This is a genomic window from Sphingopyxis sp. GW821-FHT10B01, from assembly GCF_059415685.1.
Genome location: NZ_JBWKNS010000006.1, coordinates 48123 through 73638, shown reverse-complemented (window position 1 = coordinate 73638; position 25516 = coordinate 48123). Strand labels below are relative to the sequence as shown.

At 64.2% G+C, this 25516-nt stretch carries 16 protein-coding genes; 4 read left to right on the top strand and 12 right to left on the bottom strand.

Annotated elements, in window-relative coordinates; all coding sequences use genetic code 11:
* Nucleotides 1–1107, top strand: coding sequence for a DNA alkylation repair protein (locus AC07NV_RS17760; RefSeq protein WP_495167722.1), 1107 nt, complete (start codon nucleotides 1–3; stop codon nucleotides 1105–1107).
* Here the strand turns inward: AC07NV_RS17760 and AC07NV_RS17755 are convergent.
* Nucleotides 1104–3167, bottom strand: coding sequence for a transglycosylase domain-containing protein (locus AC07NV_RS17755; RefSeq protein WP_495167721.1), 2064 nt, complete (start codon nucleotides 3165–3167; stop codon nucleotides 1104–1106). The genes AC07NV_RS17760 and AC07NV_RS17755 overlap by 4 nt on opposite strands.
* Before the next feature lie 126 nt (nucleotides 3168–3293).
* Between AC07NV_RS17755 and AC07NV_RS17750 the strand changes: the two genes are divergently transcribed.
* Nucleotides 3294–5261 carry a hypothetical protein gene (locus AC07NV_RS17750; protein WP_495167720.1) on the top strand — a complete coding sequence of 656 codons (1968 nt, stop codon included), beginning with the start codon at nucleotides 3294–3296 and terminating at the stop codon, nucleotides 5259–5261.
* 20 nt (nucleotides 5262–5281) lie between these two features.
* On the opposite strand, the gene AC07NV_RS17745 is transcribed toward AC07NV_RS17750, so the two are convergent.
* The 3 genes from AC07NV_RS17745 to AC07NV_RS17735 are packed head-to-tail and all read right to left on the bottom strand — an operon-like array spanning nucleotide 5282 to nucleotide 10709.
* Nucleotides 5282–6220, bottom strand: a complete 939-nt coding sequence (locus AC07NV_RS17745) for an SGNH/GDSL hydrolase family protein (protein ID WP_495167719.1) — start codon at nucleotides 6218–6220, stop codon at nucleotides 5282–5284.
* Between the two features lies 1 nt (nucleotide 6221).
* A complete protein-coding gene (locus AC07NV_RS17740; protein WP_495167718.1) occupies nucleotides 6222–9320 on the bottom strand; it encodes a TonB-dependent receptor domain-containing protein in 3099 nt (1032 codons plus the stop codon).
* 48 nt (nucleotides 9321–9368) lie between these two features.
* Complete coding sequence (locus tag AC07NV_RS17735; protein ID WP_495167977.1) at nucleotides 9369–10709, bottom strand: dicarboxylate/amino acid:cation symporter; 1341 nt, start codon at nucleotides 10707–10709, stop codon at nucleotides 9369–9371.
* 227 nt (nucleotides 10710–10936) lie between these two features.
* Here AC07NV_RS17735 and AC07NV_RS17730 point away from each other — a divergent pair, with 227 nt between their 5' ends.
* A complete protein-coding gene (locus AC07NV_RS17730) occupies nucleotides 10937–12733 on the top strand; it encodes a sensor histidine kinase (protein WP_495167717.1) in 1797 nt (598 codons plus the stop codon).
* Nucleotides 12730–14067: a sigma-54-dependent transcriptional regulator gene (locus AC07NV_RS17725; RefSeq protein WP_495167716.1), complete on the top strand. Its 1338-nt coding sequence runs from the start codon at nucleotides 12730–12732 to the stop codon at nucleotides 14065–14067. The genes AC07NV_RS17730 and AC07NV_RS17725 overlap by 4 nt, the downstream gene beginning before the upstream one ends.
* On the opposite strand, the gene AC07NV_RS17720 is transcribed toward AC07NV_RS17725, so the two are convergent.
* The 8 genes from AC07NV_RS17720 to AC07NV_RS17685 all read right to left on the bottom strand — a co-directional run bounded on the left by AC07NV_RS17720 (nucleotide 14064) and on the right by AC07NV_RS17685 (nucleotide 25415).
* A complete protein-coding gene (locus tag AC07NV_RS17720; protein ID WP_495167715.1) occupies nucleotides 14064–15254 on the bottom strand; it encodes a dipeptidase in 1191 nt (396 codons plus the stop codon). The genes AC07NV_RS17725 and AC07NV_RS17720 overlap by 4 nt on opposite strands.
* Complete coding sequence (locus AC07NV_RS17715; RefSeq protein WP_495167714.1) at nucleotides 15251–16828, bottom strand: serine hydrolase; 1578 nt, start codon at nucleotides 16826–16828, stop codon at nucleotides 15251–15253. The genes AC07NV_RS17720 and AC07NV_RS17715 overlap by 4 nt, the downstream gene beginning before the upstream one ends.
* Nucleotides 16825–17973, bottom strand: a complete 1149-nt coding sequence (locus AC07NV_RS17710) for a YkvI family membrane protein (RefSeq protein ID WP_495167713.1) — start codon at nucleotides 17971–17973, stop codon at nucleotides 16825–16827. Before AC07NV_RS17710 ends, AC07NV_RS17715 begins: the two co-directional genes overlap by 4 nt.
* Entirely contained in the window at nucleotides 17961–19001 is a 1041-nt protein-coding gene (locus AC07NV_RS17705; protein ID WP_495167712.1) for an N-acetyltransferase DgcN family protein, read from the bottom strand. Before AC07NV_RS17705 ends, AC07NV_RS17710 begins: the two co-directional genes overlap by 13 nt.
* A gap of 20 nt (nucleotides 19002–19021) precedes the next feature.
* The gene (locus AC07NV_RS17700; RefSeq protein WP_495167711.1) at nucleotides 19022–21199 is read right to left on the bottom strand and encodes a TonB-dependent receptor; all 2178 of its coding nucleotides are present in this window, start codon (nucleotides 21197–21199) and stop codon (nucleotides 19022–19024) included.
* A 4-nt stretch (nucleotides 21200–21203) separates the two neighbouring features.
* The gene (locus AC07NV_RS17695; RefSeq protein ID WP_495167710.1) at nucleotides 21204–22274 is read right to left on the bottom strand and encodes a dipeptidase; all 1071 of its coding nucleotides are present in this window, start codon (nucleotides 22272–22274) and stop codon (nucleotides 21204–21206) included.
* A 160-nt stretch (nucleotides 22275–22434) separates the two neighbouring features.
* The gene (locus AC07NV_RS17690; RefSeq protein ID WP_495167709.1) at nucleotides 22435–23439 is read right to left on the bottom strand and encodes a dipeptide epimerase; all 1005 of its coding nucleotides are present in this window, start codon (nucleotides 23437–23439) and stop codon (nucleotides 22435–22437) included.
* A complete protein-coding gene (locus tag AC07NV_RS17685; RefSeq protein ID WP_495167708.1) occupies nucleotides 23439–25415 on the bottom strand; it encodes a serine hydrolase domain-containing protein in 1977 nt (658 codons plus the stop codon). The genes AC07NV_RS17690 and AC07NV_RS17685 overlap by 1 nt, the downstream gene beginning before the upstream one ends.
* Nucleotides 25416–25516 lie beyond the last annotated feature (101 nt).

Sequence of the window (25516 nt, the reverse complement as noted above, 5' to 3'; positions counted from 1 at the left end):
ATGACGAACGAAGCCGCCGCCCCTGCCCTGCTCAAGGATATCCTGGGCTCTCAGGCGCTGGAAACGATCGCCGATGCGGGCTCCGCGGCGTCGCCGCATTTCGGTCGAACCGCTTTCCTTGACGCGGCGTCAAACGGGCTGGAGGCGCTGTCGATCATGGAGCGCGTGCGCCATATCGCCGATGCGCTTCATCGGGCGCTGCCGGGCAATTATGCCGAGGCACTCGATATTCTCCGCGCGATGGCGCCGCGATTGAAGCAAGGGTTTCAGGCGATCGCGGTTACCGAATATGTCGCCCGCCACGGCCTCGATGATTTCGACCGCTCGATGGACGCGCTCGCCGACCTGACGCGCTTTGGTTCCGCCGAATTCGCGATCCGCCCTTTTCTCGCGGCAGATGCCCCTCGTGCGCTTGCGGTCATGAACCAATGGACCGGCAGTAACGACGAGCATGTGCGAAGGCTGGCGAGCGAAGGAAGCCGGCCGCGATTGCCCTGGGCGACGCGCGTTGCGGCACTAAAGCTCGATCCAACGCTGGCAGCCCCGATCCTCGAGGCGCTCAAGGCCGACGCCAGCCTTTATGTTCGCAAATCGGTTGCGAACCATCTTAACGACATCGCGAAGGACCAGCCCGATTGGGTGCTCGATCGCCTCGCCGGCTGGCCGCAGGACGACCCGCGTACGGCGTGGATTGTGCGTCATGCGCTGCGGACGCTTATCAAAAAGGGCGAACCGCGCGCGTTGGCGCTGATCGGCGTCGGTCACGGCGCCGAGGTCACCATTCGCCATTTCTCGGTCGCCCCGCAGACCGTCCGCCTCGGCGACCGGATCATGATCGCTGCCGAACTTTTGTCCGGCTCAGCGGAACAGCAGAGACTGGTCGTCGATTACCGCGTCCATTACGCACGCGCCGGCGGCAAGACTGCCGCCAAGGTATTCAAGCTGAAGACGTTCGAACTTGCGGCGGGCGACACCGTGCCGCTGGGCATCAGCCAGGTTATCCGGGATTTCAGCACGCGGCGCCATCACCCGGGGCGGCACGAAGTGGAGTTGATCGTCAACGGCCAGACGATGGCGACGGCCGCATTCGATATCCTGGCGCGCTAATTTCCTTGCCGCGACGCCGCAGGTGGAGACGGCGGCGGCGGTTCGGTCACCACCTCGGGCGGCGGACGCCCCTCCTGAATCGGCAGGCGCAAATCGATGCGGCTGCCGTTGATCTCGGTCGAGATCACCGCGTCACCACCCTCGATACCGACGCGTGTCCGGTCGCCGATGGGAATATCGCTGATATCGGGAATGTCGAGCGGCTCGACCGGACCCGCGGGATTGACGGGTCTCGACGGCGGCGCCGCCTTTTTGCCCGATGCCTCGACCATGAAATCCCGCCAGATGCGCGCCGGCAGCCCGCCGCCCGATACACCCCGAAGCGGGGTGTTGTCGTCATTGCCGATCCAGACCCCGACGACGAGGCCGTTAGCGTAGCCCACGAACAGCGCATCGCGATTGTCCTGGCTGGTGCCGGTCTTGCCAAAATTGGCCTGCGGAAGCCGTGCGGCGCGGCCGGTGCCGCGATTGACCGCGGCGCGCAGCAATTGTTCGATCTCGTCATGCTCTTCGGCCCCGAAGCGACTGGGCCCCGAAATCAGATTCTCGAACCAGCCGCGTTCTTCGCCTTTGAAGGCGCGCGGTTCGACCGGATAGCTGTTTGCTGCAACTGCGGCATAGGCGGCGGTAAGTTCGAGCAGCGTCATGCTCGACGTGCCGAGCGCGAGGCTGGGGTCGCCCTTCGTCATCGGGGCGGTGACGCCAAGGTCGCGCGCCATGTCGATGACCTTGTCGTCACCGACCTCGCGGAACAGGCGCACCGCGGCGACATTGCTCGAGGATGCGAATGCGTCTTCGAGCGTGATCGATTTCGAATAGGCCCCGCCGGCATTTTTGGGGCGGTAGGATCCGGTCTCGATCGCGCTGTTGTCGATGACGTCGTCAGGATCCCAACCCGCGCGAAGCGCGGCGAGATAGACGAAGAGTTTGAAGGTCGAGCCCGGCTGCCGCTGCGCCTGCGTCGCGCGGTTAAAGGGCGATGCGGCATAATCCTTGCCGCCGATCATCGCGACAACCTCGCCATTCGGGCGCATCGCGACGAGCGCGACCTGCGCCTTGCCGAGCCCGGCGCGCGCCGTCACGCGCCGCGCGGCCGCCTGAAGCCGTGCGTCGAGCGTTGTCGTGATCGTCTGCCGCGAATAGCCGACGTCGCTGAGCTTGCGCGCTTCGGGCAAAGCCCAGTCGGCGAAATAGGTGCCCGTCGGCAGGGCATTGCGCGTGCGCACATCGATCCGCGGCGCGCGAAGCGCCTTCGCTTCCTTTTCTGTCAGATAGCCCGTGTCGACCATCGCGTTCAGGACGAGCTTCATGCGTTTTTCGGCCAGGTCGGGATTGCGCGTCGGAGCAAGGCGCGAGGGCGCCTGCACCAGCCCCGCGAGCATCGCGGCCTGCGCCGGGGTCAGCTTTTCGGGCTGGCGATAGAAATAATGGAGCGACGCCGCGCGCAGCCCGTAAGTGTTATCGCCGAAATAGGCGTTGGAGAGATAGCGTTCGAGAATCTCGTCCTTGCTAAGCCAGGCTTCGAGCCAGAAGGCGATAAGCGCCTCGCGCGCCTTACGGCCGAGCGTTCGCTTTGGCGTCAGGAAGGTGAATTTCGCGAGTTGCTGGGTGATCGTGCTCCCCCCCTGCGTCCGTCCGCCGGTGACGTTGCTCCATACAGCACGCGCGATGCTGCGCGGGTCGACCCCCCAATGCGTATAGAAACGGCGATCCTCGATCGCGAGGAAAGCGCCCGTCACATGCTTTGGCAGATCCTTCGCCTTCACCGGCGTGTCGACGATCGCACCGATGCGCGCGATCGGAGTGCCGTCGGACGCAAGCAGGGTAATCTGCGGCGGCGCGATCGGTTCGAGCGATTTCGACAGCGGCGCAGTGAGCGCCAGCCAGCCAATAAGCAGGATGAAGACGACGCAAAAAATGGCAAAGCCGCGCGAAATCCGGCGCAGCCATTTGCGCCGGCGCGTTTCGGGAACGACAGGAAGTGCCGGGTCGGAAACGGGGCCGCCCGGTATTGCGGCGAGTGCCGGATCAGGGCTGTCGGGTTTGCGGAACCAGTTCATGCTTGGGCCCGTATTACAATTCCAATACAGCATAAGCAAATAGCTTATGCAGCAGATGGGCGGCGACTTGAGCGCCGCGCGGGGATAGAATGGCGCCGACGGCCCGCGCATCCGGAGAGCGAAGAGATGAGCCAAGAAGCGACCCGCTATTGCGATCTTGTGATGAAGGGCGGGATCACGAGCGGCATCGTATATCCCAATGCGGTACTGGCCCTCTCCCGCGACTTTCGCTTCAAGAATATCGGCGGAACCTCGGCCGGTGCGATCGCGGCCGCCGCCACCGCAGCGGCAGCATTGGGCGACCGCAAGCATATCGCATCGGGAACCACCGCCCCCTGCCCCCGGACGCTTGGATTTGCAGGACTCGAGACCGTTGCGGCGCAACTTTCGTCGCAAGGCTTCATCTTTGGCCTGTTCCAGCCCGCGCGCGGCGCGAGAAACACCTATCGGCTGATCGTCACCCTTGCCGGAAATGCCGGTATCGCCCGCAAGGCCTTCGCGGCGGCGATTGCCGTGGTCGCCATCGCCCCGCTCGAGGCGCTGCTGCTTTTCGGCATATTTGCCACGCTCGGATACTGGCTCGCAGGAGTGCCGGGGCTGGCCGCGGTCGCGCTACCGTCGGCGATCTGCGCCTATCTGGGCGCTGCAATTGCCGCAGTGCTGCGCGTTGCACGCGTCGCCCGCCGCAATCTGCTGGGGCTTTGCTCCGGCCTCGCGGTACCCAGTAGGACAAAGCGCCTGTTTCCATGGCGATCGGGCCCACCCAAGCCGGTGCTGACCGAATGGCTGCACGATGTCCTGCAATCGCTATCGGGAAAGGCACCGTCGGACCCGCTGCTCTTCGACGATCTCTGGTCCGCACCGCGCTACCCGGGCGAGCCGAATACCGAGACTGCAATCTCGCTGCAAATGATCACGACCGGCGTGTCGCATCACGAGCCGCGAACGCTGCCGTTCACCGATGCGACATTCTGGTTCCTGCGCGAAGAGTTCGACCTGCTGTTTCCCAAGCCGGTCGTCGATGCGATGGTCGCGAACGCGGGGACCCCCGATCAGGTCGCGGGAAAGACATACTACCGACTGCCCAGCGGGGGCCGGATGCCGGTGCTGGTGGCGATGCGGATGAGCCTCAGCTTTCCGCTGCTCATCAGCGCGGTGCCGCTTCACGAGCCGATCGCCCGGCGCACGCGCGGCGCCGAAACCGAGGGCGATGCGCTTGACGACATGCCGCATGCCGACGCCAGGGAGACCACGCTCAGCCAGAGTACCGACAGCCTGGCGACCGGCGGCGAGGTGCGGGTCTCGTCGATCGAGGGATTTCGCATCTGCTGGTTTTCCGATGGCGGCATCTCCAGCAATTTCCCCCTGCACCTGTTCGACGCGCCGCTTCCGCGTTGGCCGACCTTTGCGATCAATCTGGTTTACCCCCAGGCCGACGAGACCGGACCGCCCGTCGAAAGCAGCGAACCGCAGAATGCACGGGACAAGGCAGAGGCGGCCGTATGGCTGCCGCTGCACAACAACCGCGGGTGGCAACGTTCCTATCGATCGATTGCCCGGCCGGTCGCGCTGGCCGAAGTATCCGGCTTTGTGTTTGGCCTTGTCGCCACGATGCAGAACTGGCGTGATCTGTTGCAGTCCCGGGCGCCGGGCCAGCGCGACAGGATCGTCCATGTCTCGCTCGACGCGACCGAGGGCGGCATGAACCTCGACATGTCGCAGACGATACTCGACAGCATTTCGCTAAAAGGAACCGCCGCAGGCGAACGACTCTACGGTTTTTCCTTTGCCAATCATGTCTGGGTGCGCTGGCGCAACGTCGCATCGGGGCTTCAACGCTATACGATGCGGATTGCCGCGAGTACGAATGTCGTCCCGCCCATCCCCGCCTATGAGGCGGCCTTTGCGACGGTCAGGACGGGAACACCGCCGCCGGTTTCGTATAGATTCCGGTCCGCCGCCGCCGGTGCCACCGCACAGAAACTGTACGCGGACCTTGTGTCGCGCGGTGAGGAATGGGCCGATCTTGGCCCCGACCTCAGCGACGCGACACCAAGGCCGCTGCCCCAAATGCAGATCACGCCGATATATTAGCGAGCGGAACCGTCCCGACCTTATGATCCGCTTGCGAGCGTATCGCGCGCGATGCGCTGCAACGCCGCAGCCTGCGCGTCCGACAGCCCCAGCTCGTCGGCACCCTGTTCCTTCGCGCCGAGCGTCGTCGGGTCGACGCCGGTGATCGCGCCGAAGGTTACGAGGGCCGAGAGATAATAGCCCGCGACGCTCGCATGATAATGGTCGTAGGCCCATAGATCGAGCTGGCCGTATCCGATCCCGTCATAGGGATTGGGGTCGGCGACGCCTGTCGCCATCGCCCGGCTCCATGCCTGGCCGACCGGCACGATACCCGCCACGGACGGATTGGCGGATCGTGCGCGGTCGGCCGCGGCGCGGAGGTCGTCGGCCATCGCCGTTACCGGCTTTCCGTACCAAGGACCCCCGGGTCGGTAGATCTGGTCGGCGCGCGTCCATGTCGCCGCGAGGCGAATGTCGACCGCGGGATTGCGCGCCTTGAACAGCGCGGCGAGCCGGTCGACATTGCGCATATAATCCGCGGGATCGCCCGGCTTGGCGCGATCGAGCGTGCTGAATTCCTGCAGCACGACAATATCCCACGACCGGTCGAAAAGCTGACGCCGCTCGTCATAGTGAAAGCCGAGCGATTTGCCGCCCTGCGTCTCGAGGCTGACATCATAATCGAGGCCCGCCTGCTGTGCGAAGAGTTTGAACAGCGCGGGCACGCCGCCATAGCCCGCGTTGTTGAGGTCGGTGACCGTCCCCGCGCGCCAGTTCCGCGCCGCCGAATGCGCGCCCTGTGTGAAGCTGTTGCCAATAAACAGGATCGTGCGCGGTGCAGCCTTTGCCGGCGGAGAGGATGGGGTCGCGCCGGCGGCGGCGGTCGGCGCGGGCGCGCGTTCCTTTGCCGTACCGGCCGGCGCGACGGCGAGCGCGGCGCAGCCGATGAATAGCCAGATACCGTGCTCGCGTTTCATATCAGAACTCCGTGGTGACCGAGGTATACCAATAGCGGCCATAGGGGTTGTAGAGCGACCCCAGATAACCTTCGGACGACAGCGGCGGCTTTTCGTTGGTGATGTTGCGCACCCCGACGCGCCAGCGCATATCGCCGCCGATGCCGCCCTGGTCCTTGATCCGCACCTGCGCATACAGATTCCCGGTGACCTGCGATTTCACGCGCCACGGATCGCCGTCGGCGTCGACGAACGCCGTTTCGTCGACCGCGCCGGTGTAGCGCGCGAAGGCACCGATCTGAAACTCGCCGAGCGACCAGGTCAGCGATGCCGTGCCGCGCCATTTCGGGCGGCCATTCGCTTCGATCAGATTTTCGGTCTCTGGCAAGGGTGTGCCGGCATTGATGTCGCCGGCCGCGCGTGCCGCGACGAGCAAGTCGACCGCGTCGCCCGGCGCGCGCGAGAATTTGAGCAATCGCGTCGCGTTGACCGAGAAATCGAACTTGCCGATGTCGGTCTTCGGCGACTGCCAATAGAATGCAAAATCGAGCCCGCGCACCGTCTGCGGCAACAGGTTCACGAACTGGTCGCGCACCGTGTTGATCCGCCCCACCGGCGCGATGCCCGTCCCAGCGAAAGCCGCGATGTCGTCGGCGTTGGGAGCGTCACGAACGACGTTCGGGTTCGACGACCCCTTCAAGCGCAGCAGATAGTCGAGCGCGATCGCCGTATCATTGCCAAGAACGCCAACGATGCCCTTTTGCTTGATCGACCAATAATCGACGGTGAAGGTCACGCGTCCGAGGTCCGGCGAGAGGAAGGCCGGTTCGAAGACCGCGCCCAGATTATAGTTGGTGCTCTTTTCGGGTTTGAGCTCGGGATTGCCGGAGACGCGTCGGGCGTAGGGATCGCTGCCGCACGCGCTAAAATTGGGAATCCGCCCCCGACGCAGATCGACTTCGCAGCGCAGGAAATCGCGGGTGGTCGACAGGCGTGCATATTCGACGGCATTGGTCTGTTCGAGGTTCGGGGCGCGGAAGCCCTGCGAGAAGGAGCCCCGGAAACGCACCCCTTCGACGACGTCCCACGCCGCGGCGATTTTCGGCCGGGCAACGCTGCCGAAGTCGCTATAATGCTCGTAGCGGCCCGCAAGCTGGACATCGAAGCGCCGGATGAGCGGGATATCCATCTCCTCCGACACCAAAGGCACCGCGAGTTCGGCATAGGCAGCCGCGACCGTGCGCTTGCCATAGGTGTCGGGATTGTCGCTGACCGCTGCGGCATCGCTGATGGTGACCGCACCCGACACGGCATCGACGAAGGGGCTCGACCCGTCGACCGCCGAATCGCGATTGTCGCGCTGGGTCTCGCGACGCACTTCGAGACCGAATGCCATGCCGACGTCACCGCCGGGTAGTGCGAACAGGTCCGCGCGCGAGGCGCGAAAGTCCCCCATCGTCAGAGTGGTTTTCGAGCGGCGCTGGAGCTGGAAGGTGATCGCGTCGAGCGCCGCCTGCGAGCTGGGGGTACAATCCCCCGAACTCAGGCTGCCGATGCAGCCGCCGTTGAAAGGATTATAGGCGTCGGGGGTCGACAGCGCGAGGCTCTTCTGGAGCGCCGAGCTGCGGACCGCGAGGCTGCTGTCGACGGCAGAGGCTTCGGAATAGACGAAGGCGCTGTCCCATTTGAATCCGGCCGCCTCGCCGCGGACGCCGATCAGGCCGCGCAATTGCTCGCCGGTCACTTTTACGGCCTGCGGCCCGGTATCGACGAAGCGATAGGTCGTGAGCAACACCGGCAAACCCGCTGCGGGCACGTTGACGAGGCCCGGGATGCGATTGGGATTGGGCTGGCCATTGATCGTCGCCGCACCGAAGGGATTGTAATAGTTGCTGGCCGGAATCCAGATCTGGTTGAGGTTGATCACCGGCGGCTGGATGCGGGTCGTGCTCGACTTGTAATAGCCGAACTCGCCAAACAGCGTCAGATCATCGGTGACGTCATAGTGACCGTTTGCAAAGGCGTTGTACCGCTTCACGCTGGGCATCACCGTGGTGCCGACTGCGGTGTCGTAGCGCAGATCGCGGAAGGCGTTGTTGGTCGCCAGCGCCGTATTCACCAGACACAGGTCGGCGGTAAGCGCCTGCGAGCATCCGCCCAATGCTGTCGGGCGAACCGTGAACGCACCCGCGGCGGTGGTCAGATTGGTCGTCCCGCGGCGTGGCCGGCCGCCGGTAACCGGGACCATCAGCGCGGGCCAGGCACCGCGCGTGGCGCGCGCATCGGGGGTCTGCGAGTCCGCAAAGTCCGGATAATCGGCGAACAGCGGGCGGAGGTTGGCAGAGGCGGTGAAATCCTGATCCTCGGCGCGCAAGGCCGAGCGGTCGGTATATTCGAGCGAGACGGTGATATTGCCGCGCTCGAAATTCTTGCCGGCGAGAATATTACCCTGAAATTCGCGCAGATGGGTGCCCTCGGCGCCGCCATATTGAGCCTGCAGCCGGAGCCCGTCATAATTGTCCTTGAGCACGGTGTTCACGACACCCGCGACGGCATCCGAGCCATAAAGCGCCGCCGCGCCGTCGAGCAGCACTTCAAGCCGCTGCAGCCCCGTCGTCGGGATCGCATTCGAATTATAGCTCAGCACCGGCACCGTACCGGTATCCGACAGCCCCTGACTGGCGGGGTGGGTGACGATGCGGCGGCCGTTCAGCAGCACGAGGGTGTTGCCGACGCCAAGCGAGCGCAGGTTGACCGAACCGACGTCGCCGCGCGCGGCGTTGCTGGTCTGCGCATTGTTGCCCGGGTTGAAGCTGACGTCGCCCATCTGCGGAATGTTGCGGATCAGCTCGTCCCCGCTGACCGCGCCGATTGCGTCGAGTTTGTCCTGCCCGACGACGACGACCGGCAGCGCCTCGGTGACGCGCGCGCCCTCGATGCGCGTGCCAACGACGACGATGTCGCCAGCGGTTTCGCCATCGGGCTGCGGCTCGCTGTCCGCCGTATCGGTCGCCGGGTCCGCCGCGGCGGTCTCACCGCCGGTCTGCGCCCGCGCGGGTGCGCTCGCGAGCAGGCATATCGCCGTGCTCGCCAGAAACATTGTTCCGATTGTGCGTTTCATTGTCACTCTCCCCAATTTTATTGTTTGAATTTCTGCGCCTTTGCGGCGTCAATCGGCGTCGGTCTCGACCGGCTGCGCCGCGAGCCCTGCCGCAGGCTCGCCGTTCAGCGCGCGGTGCAGCGCGTCGCGGTCGAGCGCATTTTCCCAGCCCGCGACGACGATCGCCGCGAGCGCATTGCCGATGAAGTTGGTGAGCGCGCGGCACTCGCTCATGAAGCGGTCGATGCCGAGGATCAGCGCCAGCCCTGCGACCGGGACGGTCGGCACTGCGGTCAGCGTCGCAGCGAGCGTGATGAAGCCCGCGCCAGTGACCCCCGCCGCGCCCTTCGAACTGACCATCGCGACGAGCAGCAGCGTGATCTGGTCGCCAAGGCTGAGTTCGATCCCCGTCGCCTGCGCGACGAACAGCGCGGCGAGCGTCATATAGATATTGGTGCCGTCGAGGTTGAAGCTGTAGCCGGTGGGCACGACCATGCCGACGACCGACTTGGCACAGCCCGCCTTTTCGAGCTTTTCCATGAGGCTGGGCAGCGCCGCCTCGGACGACGAGGTACCGAGAACGAGAAGCAGTTCGGCCTTCAGATAGGCGATCAGCCGGAAGATCGAAAAGCCCGAAAAGCGCGCCATCGCACCGAGGATGACGACGACGAACAGGATCGACGTCAGATAGAAGGTTGCGATCAGCGCGCTGAGGTTGACGAGCGATTCGACGCCATATTCGCCGATCGTGAAAGCCATCGCCCCGAACGCGCCGATCGGCGCGAAACGCATCAACATGCCGACGAGATAGAAGAAAACGCTCGAAAGCTTTTCGAGCATGCCGAGCACTTGCGCGCCCGCCGCGCCCGTGTGCGACAGGGCAATGCCAAACAATATGGCCGCGAACAGGGCCTGCAGGATCGACCCCGAGGTCAGCGCGGAAACGAAGGTCGTCGGAATGATCGCGAGCAGGAACCCGACCAGCGACGTGTCATGCGCCTTGGCATCATATTCGGCGATTTTGGCGATGTCGCCGGGATCGAGCGTCCGCGGGTCGATATTCATTCCCGCGCCCGGCTGGATCACATTGGCGACCACGAGCCCGACGATTAGCGCGAGCGTCGAGAAGAACAGGAAATAAGCGAAGGTCTTCACCGTCAGGCGCCCGAGCGTCTTGCCGCTGCCCACCGACGCGATGCCGGTCGAGACAGTCAGGAAGATCACCGGTGCGATGATCATCTTTACCAGGTCGATAAAGCCTTTGCCGAGCGGCTGGAGCTTGACGCCGACCTCGGGCCAGAAATGGCCGAGCAGGACCCCACCGAGAATGGCGCCGAGCACTTGCACATAGAGGTGCGACCACCATGGCCCCCGCCGCGCGGGTTCGGGCACCGCATTCATGTCGATCATGGCGGCCACCGGCCTCTCCCTATGTCAGGCGCCCGTTTCGACGCGATCCACGGCCGTTGTTCGACCGCAGTGCCAAAATAGGCGGACGCAAGAAGCATGGTCAAACACCCGCGCCGCATTACTAATTCATTGTAAATAATATGTAATATTTGCGATGCCCGAGCGACATACCCAAATTTGTGCAAAAATCCGCATACGAATGACTCAGAATGTGCAATATTCCGCACATGCCATCGCTCACTGAGTCGCCCAGGATCACTGCCCGCCTCGACCGACGGCGATTGCTGATCGCGACGATTGTCGGTGCGATGCTCCTACTCGTTGCCGCGCTCGGCTTGTCGGGATGGGCGGCAGGCCATGCGCGCGCGCAGGCCGATGTCGAGGCGCGGCAAAATGCCCGTGCGCATGCGAGCTTGCTCGAGAGCGAGTTACAGAAATTCCGCCTGCTACCGCGCGTGCTGTCCGAGTTTCCCGATGTGCGGACGGCGCTCGCTGACAAGAGCGATGCCGCGTCGCGCCGGCTCGACCGCGAGCTCGAACAACTGGCCGCCCGCACCGATGCTGCAGTTCTCTATGTAATCGACGCTGGCGGGGTGACCATCGCCGCGAGCAATTGGCGCGCGCCGACAAGCTTCGTTGGCGAGACTTACCGGTTCCGGCCCTATTTTCAGGGCGCGATGCAAGATGGCGAGGCCGAACTGTTCGCGCTCGGCACGGTCAGCGGGCGGCCGGGGCTGTATCTGGCGCGGCGCGTCGACGTCGGCGGCCGACAACTGGGAGCGATCGTGGTCAAGATCGAGTTCGACAAGCTCGAATCGCGATGGGCCGATTCCACGGCAAAAACGATCGTGACCGATGCCGCGGGCATCATCGTCATGACGAGCGAGAGCGAATGGCGTTTCCGTTCGTTCAACGCCATTTCGCCTGAAAGGCAGGCACAGCTTCGCGAGACGCGCAGCTATGGCGAGGCGCCGCTCGATCCGTTGCCGGTCCGCCGGACCGACAGCGATCTGCGTGTCGGGGCAGACATGTTTCGCCAGGCCGACGAGCGCGTCTCGCTGCCCGGCAGCACGCTTCGCCTGCTCCAGCCCGCCGAACCGGCGCGAGACAGCGCCAATGCGACCGCGCGCGTTATCTTCCTCGTCCTGCTGATCCTCGTCGGCGCGGCGATCGTGACGCTGCTGCGCCTCGTCGAGCGGCAGACGCTGCGGCAAGCCGCGCACGACGCGCTCGAGCGCGAGGTCGCCGCGCGCACACAGGATCTGCGCACCGCGAACGACGAACTGCGGCAGGCATCCGAACGGCAGGCCGACACCGACCTGCGCTATCGCGCCGCGCGCGAGGAACTGGCGCAGGCAAGTCGCCTCGGCTCGATCGGGCAGATTACGGCGGGCGTCGCGCACGAGATCAACCAGCCGATTGCCGCCATCCGCACGTTCGCCGAAAACAGCCTGCGCTATCTCGAGCGCGAACAGCCCGACAAGGTGCGCGGCAATCTGGACACGATCGTCGAACTGACCGCACGCGTCGGCGCAATAACCAACGAACTGCGCAATTTTTCGCGGCGCAAACCGACCCCGCTCGGACCCGTGTCGCTGCAATCGGCAATCGAGGGCACCTGTCTGCTCATCGGCGACCGACTTCGCGCGCAGGGCATCACGCTCGATATCGGTGTCGAGGCGCCCGACAGGGCGGTCCACGCCGATCGGGTCCGGCTCGAACAAGTGCTCGTCAACCTGCTGCAGAACGCCGCCGACGCCGTACAGGGGAGCAAGGACCCGCGCATCGATCTGCGCACCCATGGCAGCGCGCCCGTCTGCATCGATGTCTGCGACAACGGCCCCGGCGTCCCCGCAGAATTGCTGCCGCAGCTTTTCACCCCCTTCGTGACCGGCCGCCCCGACGGGCTCGGTCTCGGGCTGGCCATCGCGAGTGATATCATGGCCGAATTCGGCGGGATGCTGGCCCTCATCCCCTCCCCGCTCGGCGGCGCGGGTTTCCGCCTGACATTGAGGGCCGCATGAGCTTTTTCACGGCTGAACAGACGATCTTCTTCGTCGACGACGATACGGCGCTGCGCGAGGCGAATGTCCAGACGCTCGACCTTGCCAGTCTTGCCGTCGAGGCTTTCCCCGACGCGCAGAGCGTGCTGCCCCGCATCGCCACCGATTTCCCCGGGGTCGTCGTCACTGACATCCGCATGCCCGGCATGGACGGGCTCGAATTGCGCGCCGCGATCCATGGCATCGACCCTGATATCCCTGTCATCCTGATCACCGGCCATGCGGATGTCGCAATGGCCGTGCGGGCGCTTCACGACGGCGCCTTCGATTTCCTCGCCAAGCCCTTTGCCGCCGACCATCTGGTCGGAATCGTGCGCCGGGCGCTCGCGCACCGCGCGCTGATCCTCGACAATCGCCGGCTGACGGCCGCAGCGGCCGCGATCGACAGCCCCCTGATCGGGGAAAGCACTGCCATGCTGCGGCTACGCGAGACGATCGCTCAGCTGGCACAGGCCGACTTTGACGTGTTGATCGAGGGTGAAACGGGAACCGGCAAGGAACTGGTCGCGCATATGCTCCACCGCCAGAGCCGGCGAAGCGCGGCGTCGCTGGTCGCGGTCAATTGCGCGGCGCTGCCGCAGGAGCTGGCAGAGGCCGAGCTGTTCGGCAGCGATCTCGTCGATCGCAGCACGGGCAAGCTCGGCCAAGCGGGGCGTATTCGCAGCGCGCACCGCGGTACGCTTTTCCTCGACGAGATCGACACCATGCATCCCGCGGTACAGGCAAAGCTGCTGCGCGTGATCGAGGAGCGCGAGGTTCAGCCGATCGGCGCCAGCGCGCCCGAACCCGTCGATCTGCGCGTGGTCGCGGCGACCAAGACCGACCTGATGGAGGCGGTGCGCGCCGGCGCATTTCGCGAGGATCTTTATTACCGCCTGCATGTCGTGAAGCTGCGCATTCCGCCGCTGCGCGAGCGCCGGTCGGATATTCCGCAGACTTTCGCCTATTTCCTCGACGAAGCGGCGGCCAAAATGGGGCTGGCGGGCTTTGCGATCGACGACAGCGTGCGCCGCCACCTCGTCGAGCATGACTGGCCGGGCAATGTCCGCGAACTGAAGAATTTCGCTTATAGCGTCGTGCTCGACCTGCCGTCCGATCCGGGACTGGCGTCGATGCCCGCCGACGCGCCGCTGTCGGAGCGGCTGCGCCGTTTCGAAGCGACCATTATTCACGACACGCTGACCCAGACGCGCGGCAATATTGCCGAAACGATGGCGCAGCTGGGGGTTCCGCGAAAGACGCTTTACGACAAGATGCAGAAGTTGGGGATCGACCCGAAGCGCTTCCGCGCCTAGCGCGCCGTCGGCTTCCCCTGTGCCGCGAGCACGCGCAAGATGTTGCCGCTCCACATTTTTTCGATGTCCGCATCCGAATAGCCGGCGGCCTTCAACCGTTCGGTAACCTTGGGAAGTGCCGAGATATCCTCAATGCCCGACAAACCACCACCACCGTCCCAGTCGGCGCCGAAACAGATATGGTCGACACCGCCAACCTCGATCGCGCGCAGCACCATCTTCATATAAGCGTCGAAATCGGCCGCCCACATCAACTCTTTCTTGTCGAGTTCGCGCCACTGGCGCGTGAGATCGGCCTGCTCGGCAGGCGAAAGTTGTCCGATACGCTCATATGCTCCGAACAGCTTGGCGCGCTCGGGCGACATGTTCATTTCGGACATGAAGATCGTCGAGATGCACATCGCCCCGCCCTTGGCTGCGAGCGCCTTCAGTCGGCCCTCGTCGAGATTGCGGGGGTGGTCGTACGCCGAGCGCAGGCTCGAGTGCGAGAGCAGGATCGGATATTTCGACAGCGCGAGGATCTGGTCGAACGCCGCGTCGGACGAATGGCTCGCATCGATCACGATGCCGAGCCGGTTCATCTCCGCTACCCATTGCTTGCCAAGCGGGCTCAGCCCTTTCCAGCGCCCCTCGCCCGTTGCGCTGTCGGCGAACTGATTGTCCTTCGAATGCACCGGCCCCGCGAGCCGGAGGCCCTTTTTGTAGAACTCGCCAAGCAACGTCAGATCTTCACCCAGCGGATAGCTGTTCTCCATCGACTTGAAGGCAATCAGCTTGCCGTCCTTATTCAGCCGCAGCGCGTCGGCCGCGGTCAGCGCCGGCGCGATCGCGTCGGGATATTTGGCGATGGTCCGGTCAATCAGGTCCGATCGCGCACGCGCAAAGGCGAGCGCGTCCGAATAGCCTTTTGCGGTCAGCGGCCCCTGATCGGTGTAGATGGCGAAGAAACCGCCATCGAGATTGCCGTCCTTCATCCGCGGGATGTCGAGTTGCGAAAGGTCGGTCGCTAGCGCATGACGATCGGCAAAGCTCCAGCCCTGCCGTTCGAAATGCAGCGGGGTGTCGAGATGCGTGTCGAGCACGAGCATCCGGCTGTGCAGCGGGCCCTCCGGCTGCTTTGCGGGCTCTTTGTCTGTCGAGCAGGCGGTCAGCGCCGTGGCCGCAAGCAGGAGGGCGATGCGTTTCATTTCGTGTCCTTCACGGGCTTCAGGTCGAGATCGTGATAATCCCAGCTGAAGTCGGCGATCTGGCTTACCGCCTTCATCTTGACGCCGGTGATCTTGCCATCGGCGTCGAGGGAGAATGTCACATAAGCGGGTTCGATCGCCGGATCGTCAAAATCGGTGACGAAGCTGTCATATTGCCAATGTTTGAGCCGTCCCGCCATCCGCGGCGTCGAGGTGAAGTCGATCGTCAACCCCGTCGCCGCCTGGCCGATCACGATATCGCCATACCAGGGATCGCGATAGCGCCCGGCGTAACCGGCAAGCGCAAGCGACGGTCCCGATTTCACAGCCGATGCCTTCGACTTTTCGAGGAACGCCTTGCCGCCCGCGAGCCGTGCCTCAAACCAGTCCTGCCATTTTGTCGTCCAGCCAAAGTCCGGCTGATCGAGATAATGGTCCATCAATTCGTGGGTCAGCCCGAGGATCATGCCGCTGTCCTCGCTGTTCATCATGATCGCGAAGCCGACATTCTTGTCGGGGATCATCACGACGCGCGTGATCGAACCGAAAACCCCGCCGCTGTGCTGGACGATGCGGTGACCGCGATAGTCCTGCACCTGCCAGCCGAGCGCATACGCCTGTTGCGTTGGCTGCGCGGGCTTGAGTGCATCGGGTAGTTCGCTGATCGGCATCGGAGTCACGGGCGTCCACATCTCGGTCGCCTGCTTTTCGCTGAACAGGCGCTTCCCGTTCGGCAGCGCGCCGTGCGCGAGCTGGATCTTGAGCCATGCCGCCATGTCGTTGGCGCTGAGCGCGAGCCCGCCGGCGGGTGCGCCGTTGCGGCCAAGCTCGTCGCGTTCGTTCAGTGCTTCCTGCGGCCCAAGACCGCGCAACGCACCCGACAGGCGCGCATGCGGCCACGAACGGTTCGGAATGCGAAAGCGGTCTTCGCTGTCGCTCGTCGCATTCTTCATGCCACCTGCGCGCAGCACGCGATCGCGCATGAACACTTCCCACGTCTGGCCGCTGACCTCTTCGATCAGCTGACCGGCGACGGTGTAGAGGATATTGTCATAAGCATAGGCCGAGCGGAAACTCGTGACGGGCTTGAGGTATGCGACACGCTCGACCGTCTGTTTGCGCGTCAGATGCGTGCGCGGCACGAACATCAGATCGCCCTGCCCCAGACCAAGCCCGCTGCGATGGACGAGCAGGTCGCGGATCGTGATCTCGCGCGTCACCCACGCATCATACATGCGGAACCACGGCATATGTTTGATGACGGGGTCATCCCACGCAATCTTGCCTTCATCGACGAGGATCGCGAGCGCGGCCGCAGTCATCGCCTTGCCGGTCGATCCGGTCTGGAATAGCGTCTGCTCATCGACCGGCGCCTTGTCGCCGACCTTGCGCACGCCCCAGCCGCGCGACAGCGTTGTCTTGCCGTCTTCGACGATCGCAATCGACACACCTGCCGCGCCGATTTTCTTGCGAAGCGCCTCGACACTCTCGCCAATGTCGGCGGGCGGCTCGGCCCAAGCAGGGGTCGCGACCGAAAGCATCAGCGACAGGATAATCAGGCGGGCGGCTTTCATAGCAAAGTCTCCATTGGGGCAGGCGAAGGACGGCGCAGCAGACGCCAGGTGCCGATAGTGATCAGCGGCAGGACGAAGACCGCGAGGAACAGCCAGGCAAGGAAGCGGTAGCCGCTGGCGATCAGATCTACGAGGCCGATTTCGCCCGCCACGAACATGCAGCCGGCGAGGATCACTGCGCCGATGATAGCGCGCGCGCCGGCGGTGAGCGCGGGGCGCCCGCGGCTTTCGATCGCACCCGAGATCCGCTCGTTGATCGCATGGACCGAACCTGCGCCGCTTTCGAGCAGCGCGGCAAAGATCATCACCTGAAAGAGGACATGAAAGCCAGGCATCGTCATCTGGCGAAGCAGGAAGTCCGACGGCAAAGTCTCGGCCCCGATCGCGGGATAGAAGGCCATCATCGCAACGAAAAAGAGGATCGCGGGCAGCATCGACAGCGGCCCCGCGATCAGCCCCGCGACGACCGCGTCGCGCTGGCTGGTCAGGTGACGGAGCACGGGCAGGATCACGACCGCGCCGACGATATTATAGCTGGCATAGGTCAGCCCGCCCGCCATCCAGTTGCCCGACGGCGGCGGCGAATTGGCAAAGCCCTGCCCGATCAGGCCGCCGAAGCTGGCCAGCGCGAGGGCGAGGAACAGGCCGTAGACGGCGTAGAGCAGGATCGAGACATATTTGAACATCTGCTCGACAGCACCTGTTCCCCAAGCGGTGACCGCGACGATCGATACCGCGAGCAGCACCGATCCCAATACCTCGGGCCAGCCGAAGGTCGCCGCACCGATCGCACCCGCCGCGGCGCCGAACACCGCAAGGATCAGGACGACGAAGATGATGTAGGCGACCTCGAATGCCACCCAGAAAGGGCCGAGAAGCCCCTTGAAAAAGCTACGATAATCATAGGCGCCCAGCGACCGCGCGAGCGCGAAAGTCAGCGCGGCGACGACGCTCCAGATCAGCGTCGCGAGCAGCATTGCGGCAAGCCCGCCCCACGGCCCTGACGGCACGAAATATTCGGCAAGCTCGCGCCCCGTCGCATAGCCGCCGCCAATGATGACGGCCTTCAGCGCAAAACCGGGCAGCAGGAAGCGCTGGAACCAGCTCGGCCTACCGCCCATCTCGCCCACACTCACGCGAGACATGTTTCGACCAGCGCGTCGAAGGCTGATCCGCCGCGGATCGGATCGGCGACGGGGAGACCGAGGCGCTGCCGCTCGGCCGCCATTAAGGCTTCGGCCGCGCTGGCATCGTAAGCCGATGTATTGAAGCTCACGCCGCCGCAGCGGATCGCCGGATTGGTGCGACTGCCAAGCCGGATCGTCATGTCGATAACCTCCTCGATGGACGGCAGCTCAAAGCTTTCCAGACCGAGGATTACCTTGCGCGCGGGATCGTGGCAGACGACAAAGACGTCGGGCTGGCTGCCGTGGAGCAGACCCAGCGACACCGCCGCATAGGCGGGGTTGAAGATCGATCCCTGCCCCTCGATCAGATCCCAATGGCTGTCGGGCGCGTCGGGACTCAACATCTCCGCCGCCCCCGCCTCGAAATCCGAAATCACCGCGTCCATCGGTATGCCGCCCCCTGCGATCATGATGCCCGTCTGGCCGCTCGCGCGAAAGTCCGCATCGAGACCGCGCGCGATAAAGGCGCGATGCAGGGCGAGCGCGGTATATTTTTTGCCGAGCGCGCAGTCGGTCCCGACAGTGAGCAGCCGTTTGCCGCTCCGCTTACGGCCGGTGCCGATCGGGATTTCGGGTGGCGGGGTGCGGATGTCGATGAGGCGCTGCCCCGTCCGCTTGGCTACCTCGGCGAGCGCAGGAAGACTCGCCAGCCGGACGTGAAGCCCGCTGACGATGTCCAGTCCCGCTTCCATCGCGTCGACCAGCGCGGCGATCCAGTTGTCGCCGATCACTCCGCCCACATTGGCGACCCCGATCACCAGCGACCGCGCCCCCGCCGCCCGCGCATCGGCGGACGACAGGCGCGGGAGGCCGGTGGTGACGGTGCAGCCGGCGATTGCCAACTCGCCGACGCAGCGATCGGCCGCCCAGTCGGCAAGGCCAAAGGCGGTCTTCGCATAGCTGGCCTCGGTCGTGTCGCCGAGGAACAGCAGATAGGGCTGCGGCAGGGTCAGGCTGTCGGCCAGCCTGCCGATGGGCGCGTTCATCTTTTCCAACTCCAATTTGCTCAGAAGGCCATGTCGAGAGCAACGCCGACGGTCCGGGGTTGCAACGGAATGTTCGACTGATAGGCCTGTGCGCCGAACGCATCGAGCGTATAGGACCGCTGTGTCGACGCCCGCTCGTTGGTCAGGTTGCGGGCATAGACGCGGACGGTCCAATGATCGTCAAAGGTCACGGCAGCGTTGGCGTCGAAAGCCGTATAGGCGTCCGACCACAGATTATCAGGGCTGCTGGACGGCAACGACGCCAGTTTCGACGAATGCCGCACGCCAACACCGAGCTTGCCCGTCGTATTGCCGCCAATCGCAAAGCTGTAATCAGCCTGTATCGATCCGGTGAATTTCGGAACGCTGGGCAAGCGCGCGCCGTCGACACCCGAAATTTCGGGAGCGTCCGCGGTCAGTTTCGCATCGGCATAGGCCGCGCCTGCGACCAGCGACAGTCCGGGCGCGGGACGCCATGTCACGCTGCCTTCGACGCCCTTGCTGACCGCCGAGGGCCCATTGGCCTGCCCCGTCACGCCGCCGAACGGCTGAACGACCTGGATGTCGGTCCAGTCCATATAAAAGCCAGCCACTTCGACCGCGAGCGCGCGGCCCAGATTGCCCTTGAAGCCGACTTCGTAGTTGACCAGCGTGTCCGCCTTCACCTGCGGCGGAACGCCGGGGAAGACCACATTCGGGCCGCCGGGACGGTAGCCGTTCGCGACGCGCGCATAGAGCATCGCGTCCTTGCTGATGTGGAACTGCGGGCTGACGCTGTAGATGAACACATCCTCTTCCGAGGTTCCGGTGCGGTTGGCGGCGCCGATGAACGGACCGCTACTGATCTGCTGGAACTTCTGCTCGTTCTTCGCGTAGCGAACGCCCCCCGACAACGCGAACATCTCACCGAAATAGGCGGTCGCATTGGCGAAGACCGCCATTTCCTTGAACGTCGACGGCAGCGACACGACGGCGCCCGGGTCGAGCGCGTTGGGCCCACCGGAGAAATCGAGCGTGCGCACCAGCTGGTGGTTCTCGCTGTCTTCCTTCGTATAAAAGGCGCCGACCAGCCACTCGAAGCGATCGTTGCTGGGCGAGGCGAGACGGACTTCCTGCGTGAACTTCTGCAGATCGAGGGCGACGCTGAAGGGAGCGAGGCCCGCTGGCACCGCCCCGCCGGTGAGCGCCGGGAACGCGACCCCGAAGACCAGCGACGCATCCTGCACGCTGACCGTGCTCGTCTCGCTATAGGTCGAGACCGACGTCAGTGTCGCAAAGCCGAGATCATAATCGAGCACCGCTGAATAATAATCGATGCTCTTGCGGAAGGGCTCCGGCAGAAATGAATTGTAAGACCAGCCGTCGCCGAGCGGAACGCCCGCCACGGTCGACACCACGGTGTTGGTCGCGTTGGCGTCGATCGTCTGCCAGATGCCGCCGAGGCGCACGGTGAAATCCTCCGTCGCATTCCACAACAGGCTGACGCGGCCACCCCTCTGCTCGACATCATTCGCATCGTTCAGCGCGGGATTGTTGACCGAGCTGACATAACCGGGGGTTTTGCGCCACGAGAAGCTGCCGGTGATGCCAAGCTTGTCCTGAATAATCGGCGCATTGACCATGACCTGCGCGGCCCAGCCGGGGTTGCCCGCCTGATCGATCGTGAACAGCTCGCCGCCCGCCTTGACGCTGAAGTCGGTCGTGCTCGGCGCGACGGTGCGGTATTTCAGCAAGCCCCCGATCGAGCTTGCGCCGTAAAGCGTTCCCTGCGGACCGCGGAGGATCTCCAGACCCGCGATGTCGTACGGCATCAGGTCGAGCGAATAGGTCGCGCTGCGCGCATAAAGGCTGCTCGATCCGACCGGCGCATCATCCAGATAGATGCCGACCGCCTGCGCCGATCCGACCGGCGCGATGCCGCGCAGCGAAATGACCGACGTACCGGGCTGTGAGCTGATCACGGTCATACCGGGGACATAGCCGGCGTAGTCGACCAGCGAACCGGCACCTTGCTCGCGTAGGGCGTCGCCGTTGACGACGGTGATCGAGATCGGAACGTCCTGAAGCGCCTCGACGCGCTTTTGCGCGGTGACGACGATCTCGCCCGACGTTTCGACGGCGGCGGCTTCCTGCGCCTGTGCCGGCATGGCCGCCATCATCGCGGCCACGCTTCCTGCGATAAAGAGTCCCTGTTTCATAGCCTTACCCCCAGACTTGCGCGAGCAGGCGGCGAAAATTGCCCCCGAGCACCGCCGTGATATTATCGTTGGAATAACCCCGGCGAATCAGTTCCTCGGTCAGGTCGAAGACCTTCAGGGGGTGATCGAAGCCGTCGATGTCGATCTTGTCGCGAAAGGCGTAGCTGCCCTTGTAGCTGCCCTTGAGCGCGGCATATTCGGCTGGAATCATATCGTCATAGCCGTTGAGATCAGCGTCCGACCCGATACCGACATGGTCGACGCCCACCAGCTTTGCGACATGGTCGATATGGTCGGCCATATGCCCGACGTTGGTCGGGTCGGTCGTGCGGACGAACATGCGGACCCCGGTGATGCCCATCACCCCGCCCTTCGCCGCGAGCGCCTTGATCGCCGCGTCGGTCTTGACCCGCGGGTGATCGACCAGCGCGCGGGCGTTGCTGTGGGTGATCGCGATCGGCCCCTTGGCGATCTCGATCGCGTCAAGCGTCGTCTTGTCGCCGCAATGCGACACGTCGACGAGCATGCGCTGCTTTTCCATCTCGGCGATGATCGCGGCACCATAGTCGCTGACCCCGCCATCAACGCGTTCGGTGCTGCCCGATCCGATCATATTCTGGCTATTATAGGTAAGCTGTGCGCAGCGCAGGCCGAGGCGGCGGAACAGCGCGACATCCTCGAGCTTTTCGAACTGCTCGGCATTCTGAATGCCCATGATGACGGCGCATTTCTTGTCGGCCTTGGCGCGATCGAGGTCGGCGACGCCGTCGACGAGCGTGAAAACATGGCTATTGCGCCCCGCAAAGCCCTGCCACCCGGCGAGGAATGCGAGCGCCTGTTCCTTCGCATCGGGACCGCCAAGGCCATAGGCATTATGGAAGCCCGTGATGCCGCTGGCCCTGAATTCAGCCGCCTCGGCATCGGTGAGCCGGTGCGCGACATAATCTTCGGACATCGTGATCTTGAGCGGCGCGAGCATGTCGATGACAAGCGACGAAGCGACGAGATCGACCGCGCGGCGCGAATAGCTGCGCCCGGGAGCTGCAGCGAAGGCATAGGCGCCCCGGTTTATCATCGGCGCGGACAAAGCTACCCCAACCGCACCCGCGATAATCGCTCGGCGCGTTGCTGTGAATGACGCGGTCATTCCAGTCTCCCCTATTATGTTGATTTCTGTTTCATGACTATTGTCCTAATCAGAAAATTGTCAACCCATTTAGGACATATATTTGTAACTAGCCCCAGATCTCCGCCGGGCAATGGATCATCCCGCCGCGATATTCGACGCCGGGGTCGCGATCGCGTGCGAGGAAGGTCGGCCCGTCGAGATCGACGATGTCGCAAAGCTGTCCAACGATGAAGGACGGCGCCATCGAGAGGCTGGTCCCCATCATGTTGCCGACCATCACATCGAGGCCAAGCTTCTTCGCCTGACGCGCGATCGCAAGCCCCTCCGTCAGGCCGCCGCATTTATCGAGCTTGATATTGACGACGTCGAACCGGCCCACGAGCGAAACGGTGTCGGCGAGCGACAGCGCGCTTTCGTCGGCAACGAACGGCAAGGGCCGCTTGAGCCCGTCGAGATCAGCCTCGCATCCGCGCTTCAAAGGCTGTTCAAGCTGCGCGACGCGGGTCGATACCAGCACAGGCAGCAATTCGGCGAGTGTCGCGATATCATAGCCCTGATTGGCATCGACGCCGATCCACGCATCCGGACGTGCGGTGCGGATCGCAACGACGCGCGCGATATCGTCGCTGAGATCGCCGGTGAGTTTGACCTTGACCGGCGCCTCGGGATCAAGCGCCAGCGCGGCCTTTGCCATGGTCCCGGCCCGATCCGCGCCGAGCGTCAGCGTCGAGCGCAGCGCCTTGGGCGGCTTCAGCCCGGCGAGTTCCCAGACCGGAATCCCGGCCTGCTTCGCCTCCAACTCCCAGAACGCGCAGTCTAGCGCATTTCGCGCGCCGCCCGGGGGCAGCAAATGCTGCAAATCCTCGCGCGTCGCGCCGCGTTCGATTTCACTCCGAACCCGCGTCGCTTCGGCCAGCATATGTTCGATGTCATCGCCGAGATAATAAACCCCGGCGCCCTCGCCGCGTCCGACATATGTGCCATCCGAAAGTTCCGCGACAAGCAGGGCAGTTTCGGTGAATACATGCCCCGAAATACGAAAGGGCTGGTGGTAGGGAAAACGCTCGACCCGAAGGTCGAGCGTCAGGTCCCGCATGCTTTGCGTCGCCATCAGTAAGTCATTCCGAAACCGTAGAGATGGAAGACCAGCGTTACCCAGACCAGCACCAACGCGGCGAGGATCAGCAGCACTGCACCAAGCTTCATCGTCCAGCGACGCTTGTCCTTGATACCGAGCCACAGGTGCCAGCCCGCGGTGATCAGCAGGCCGAATGCAGCGAGCGGCGTCACGATGCGCAACAGGTTGATCAGCCAGTCGAGCGGACCGCCGATGCTGCCGATATCGGCCGAGAAAGCCGCGATCAGCCCGAACCAGCCGGCGAGCGCGCCAATTGCGAGCCACGCGAAGCCTCGCGACAGGCGGTAAGCGCGCCGCGCCTTGCCTTCGAGCGCGAACTCGGCCTTGAAGTTCCGCCGCACCAGCGCGCGTACCGGCCAGGCCAGCGCGGCGAGCAGGATGATGCCGAAGGCGAAGATCAGCGCCGGATTGAGCCATGCCGCATTGACGCTGGCCGGGGCGGGTTCCAGGACCATGAAGGGCGAGGCGCCATCCATGCTCCAGCGTACGACGCGGCCGTCCTTGACTGCAGCTGCGAGGCGCTCGCCCGTGGCCGTGTCGCGCCACACGAACGGTTCGACCTCGACCCAGTCGGTCGCGGCCGCGCCGGTGTCGAGCGACGGGATCGTGATCTTGCCGTTCTCGGTCAGCGAGACCGTCGTCTGCCCCAACAGGCCGAACAGGCTCATGAAATTGGTGAACGAACCACGGCTGTTGACATAGTTGCCGACCATCATCTGCGCATGCTGGGCGGCGGTCTTGGCATCGACCTGGCCGGGCTTTTCAGTACCCGGCAGGTAGCGGTCGGCGAATTTGTGGAACAATGCGCTGCGGATGGCGCCCGCGTCGCCCTGTTTCCCGGCGCTGTTCATCGAGATGAAGACGCCGATATCGGCGTCGGGGAACAGCCACAGATAGGAGTGGAACCAGACGGTATCGCCGCCATGCGCGATGGCGCGGTGGCCGTTGACCCATTGTTCGTAGAAGCCAAGCGCCATGCTGTTGAGCGGGCCGACGCCGGGCGCCTTGAAATCATGCATCTGCTTCGCGGTCTCGGGCTTCAGCAGCCCTGCGCCGTCATTGAGGTGCGCGATCATGAACTTGCCCATATCGGCGCCGCTCGCCGATAGGCTGCCGGCGGGAGCGGGAACGACGATTTCGAACGGCTTGGCCTTTTGCGTGATGTCGGGATAACCCTTCGACATGTGCGGCGCGAGGTTCGCTGGAAGCGGCTGGCGGAACGATGCATGCGTCATGCCGAGGGGCGTGAAGATGTGATTTTCGATATAATTGTCGAACGGCTCACCGCTGACGCGTTCGACGATATAGCCCGCGAGTGCGGTGGCATAGTTCGAATAGGCAGGCGTGGTGCCGGGCGCAAAGACGCGATCAGGCAGCGCGAGCGGCATCTGCTTCTTGAGCGCCATTACCGCCTTGGGATCGCTGCTGATCAGATAGCGCACCGACTCCTGAAAGCCCGCGGTATGCGTCATGATGTTGCGCATCGTGATCGGCTTGCCCTGATAGGGCGGAATCTTGAAATCAAGATAGGCGTTGACGTCCTTGTCGAGGTCGATCTTGCCCGCCTCGACCTGTTGCATCACCGCGGTCCAGGTGAACAGCTTCGACACCGACCCCGGACGGAACAAAGTGGTCTCGGGCAGGACGGGCGCGCGCTTGGCAACGTCCGAGAAGCCATAGCCCTTTTCCAGCACGACCTGATTGCCGCGAACGACGACAACGACTGCGCCCGGAATACGCGCACGCTCGAGCGCATAGGGTAGATAACCGTCGAGCCAGGCTTCGAGATCTTTGGCATCGAGCGTGGCGGGCGCCGCCAACATCTTTGCAGCCGGCACGGCGGCCGTTTCCACTTTCTTCACAGCGGGCGCAGACACTGGCCCCTGCGCCGCCAGCGGCAGCGCGGCAAACGCCGCAAGCCCGATCATCGCCTTTCGGATGAAACGCATCGCTTTCCCCTTTTCTTTTGCGTGGCCTGTCACACCTTGCAGCAAGCCGCGCGACCCCTTACCAAGGGACCAACTTTCGTTAGCCCGATAGGGACATAATG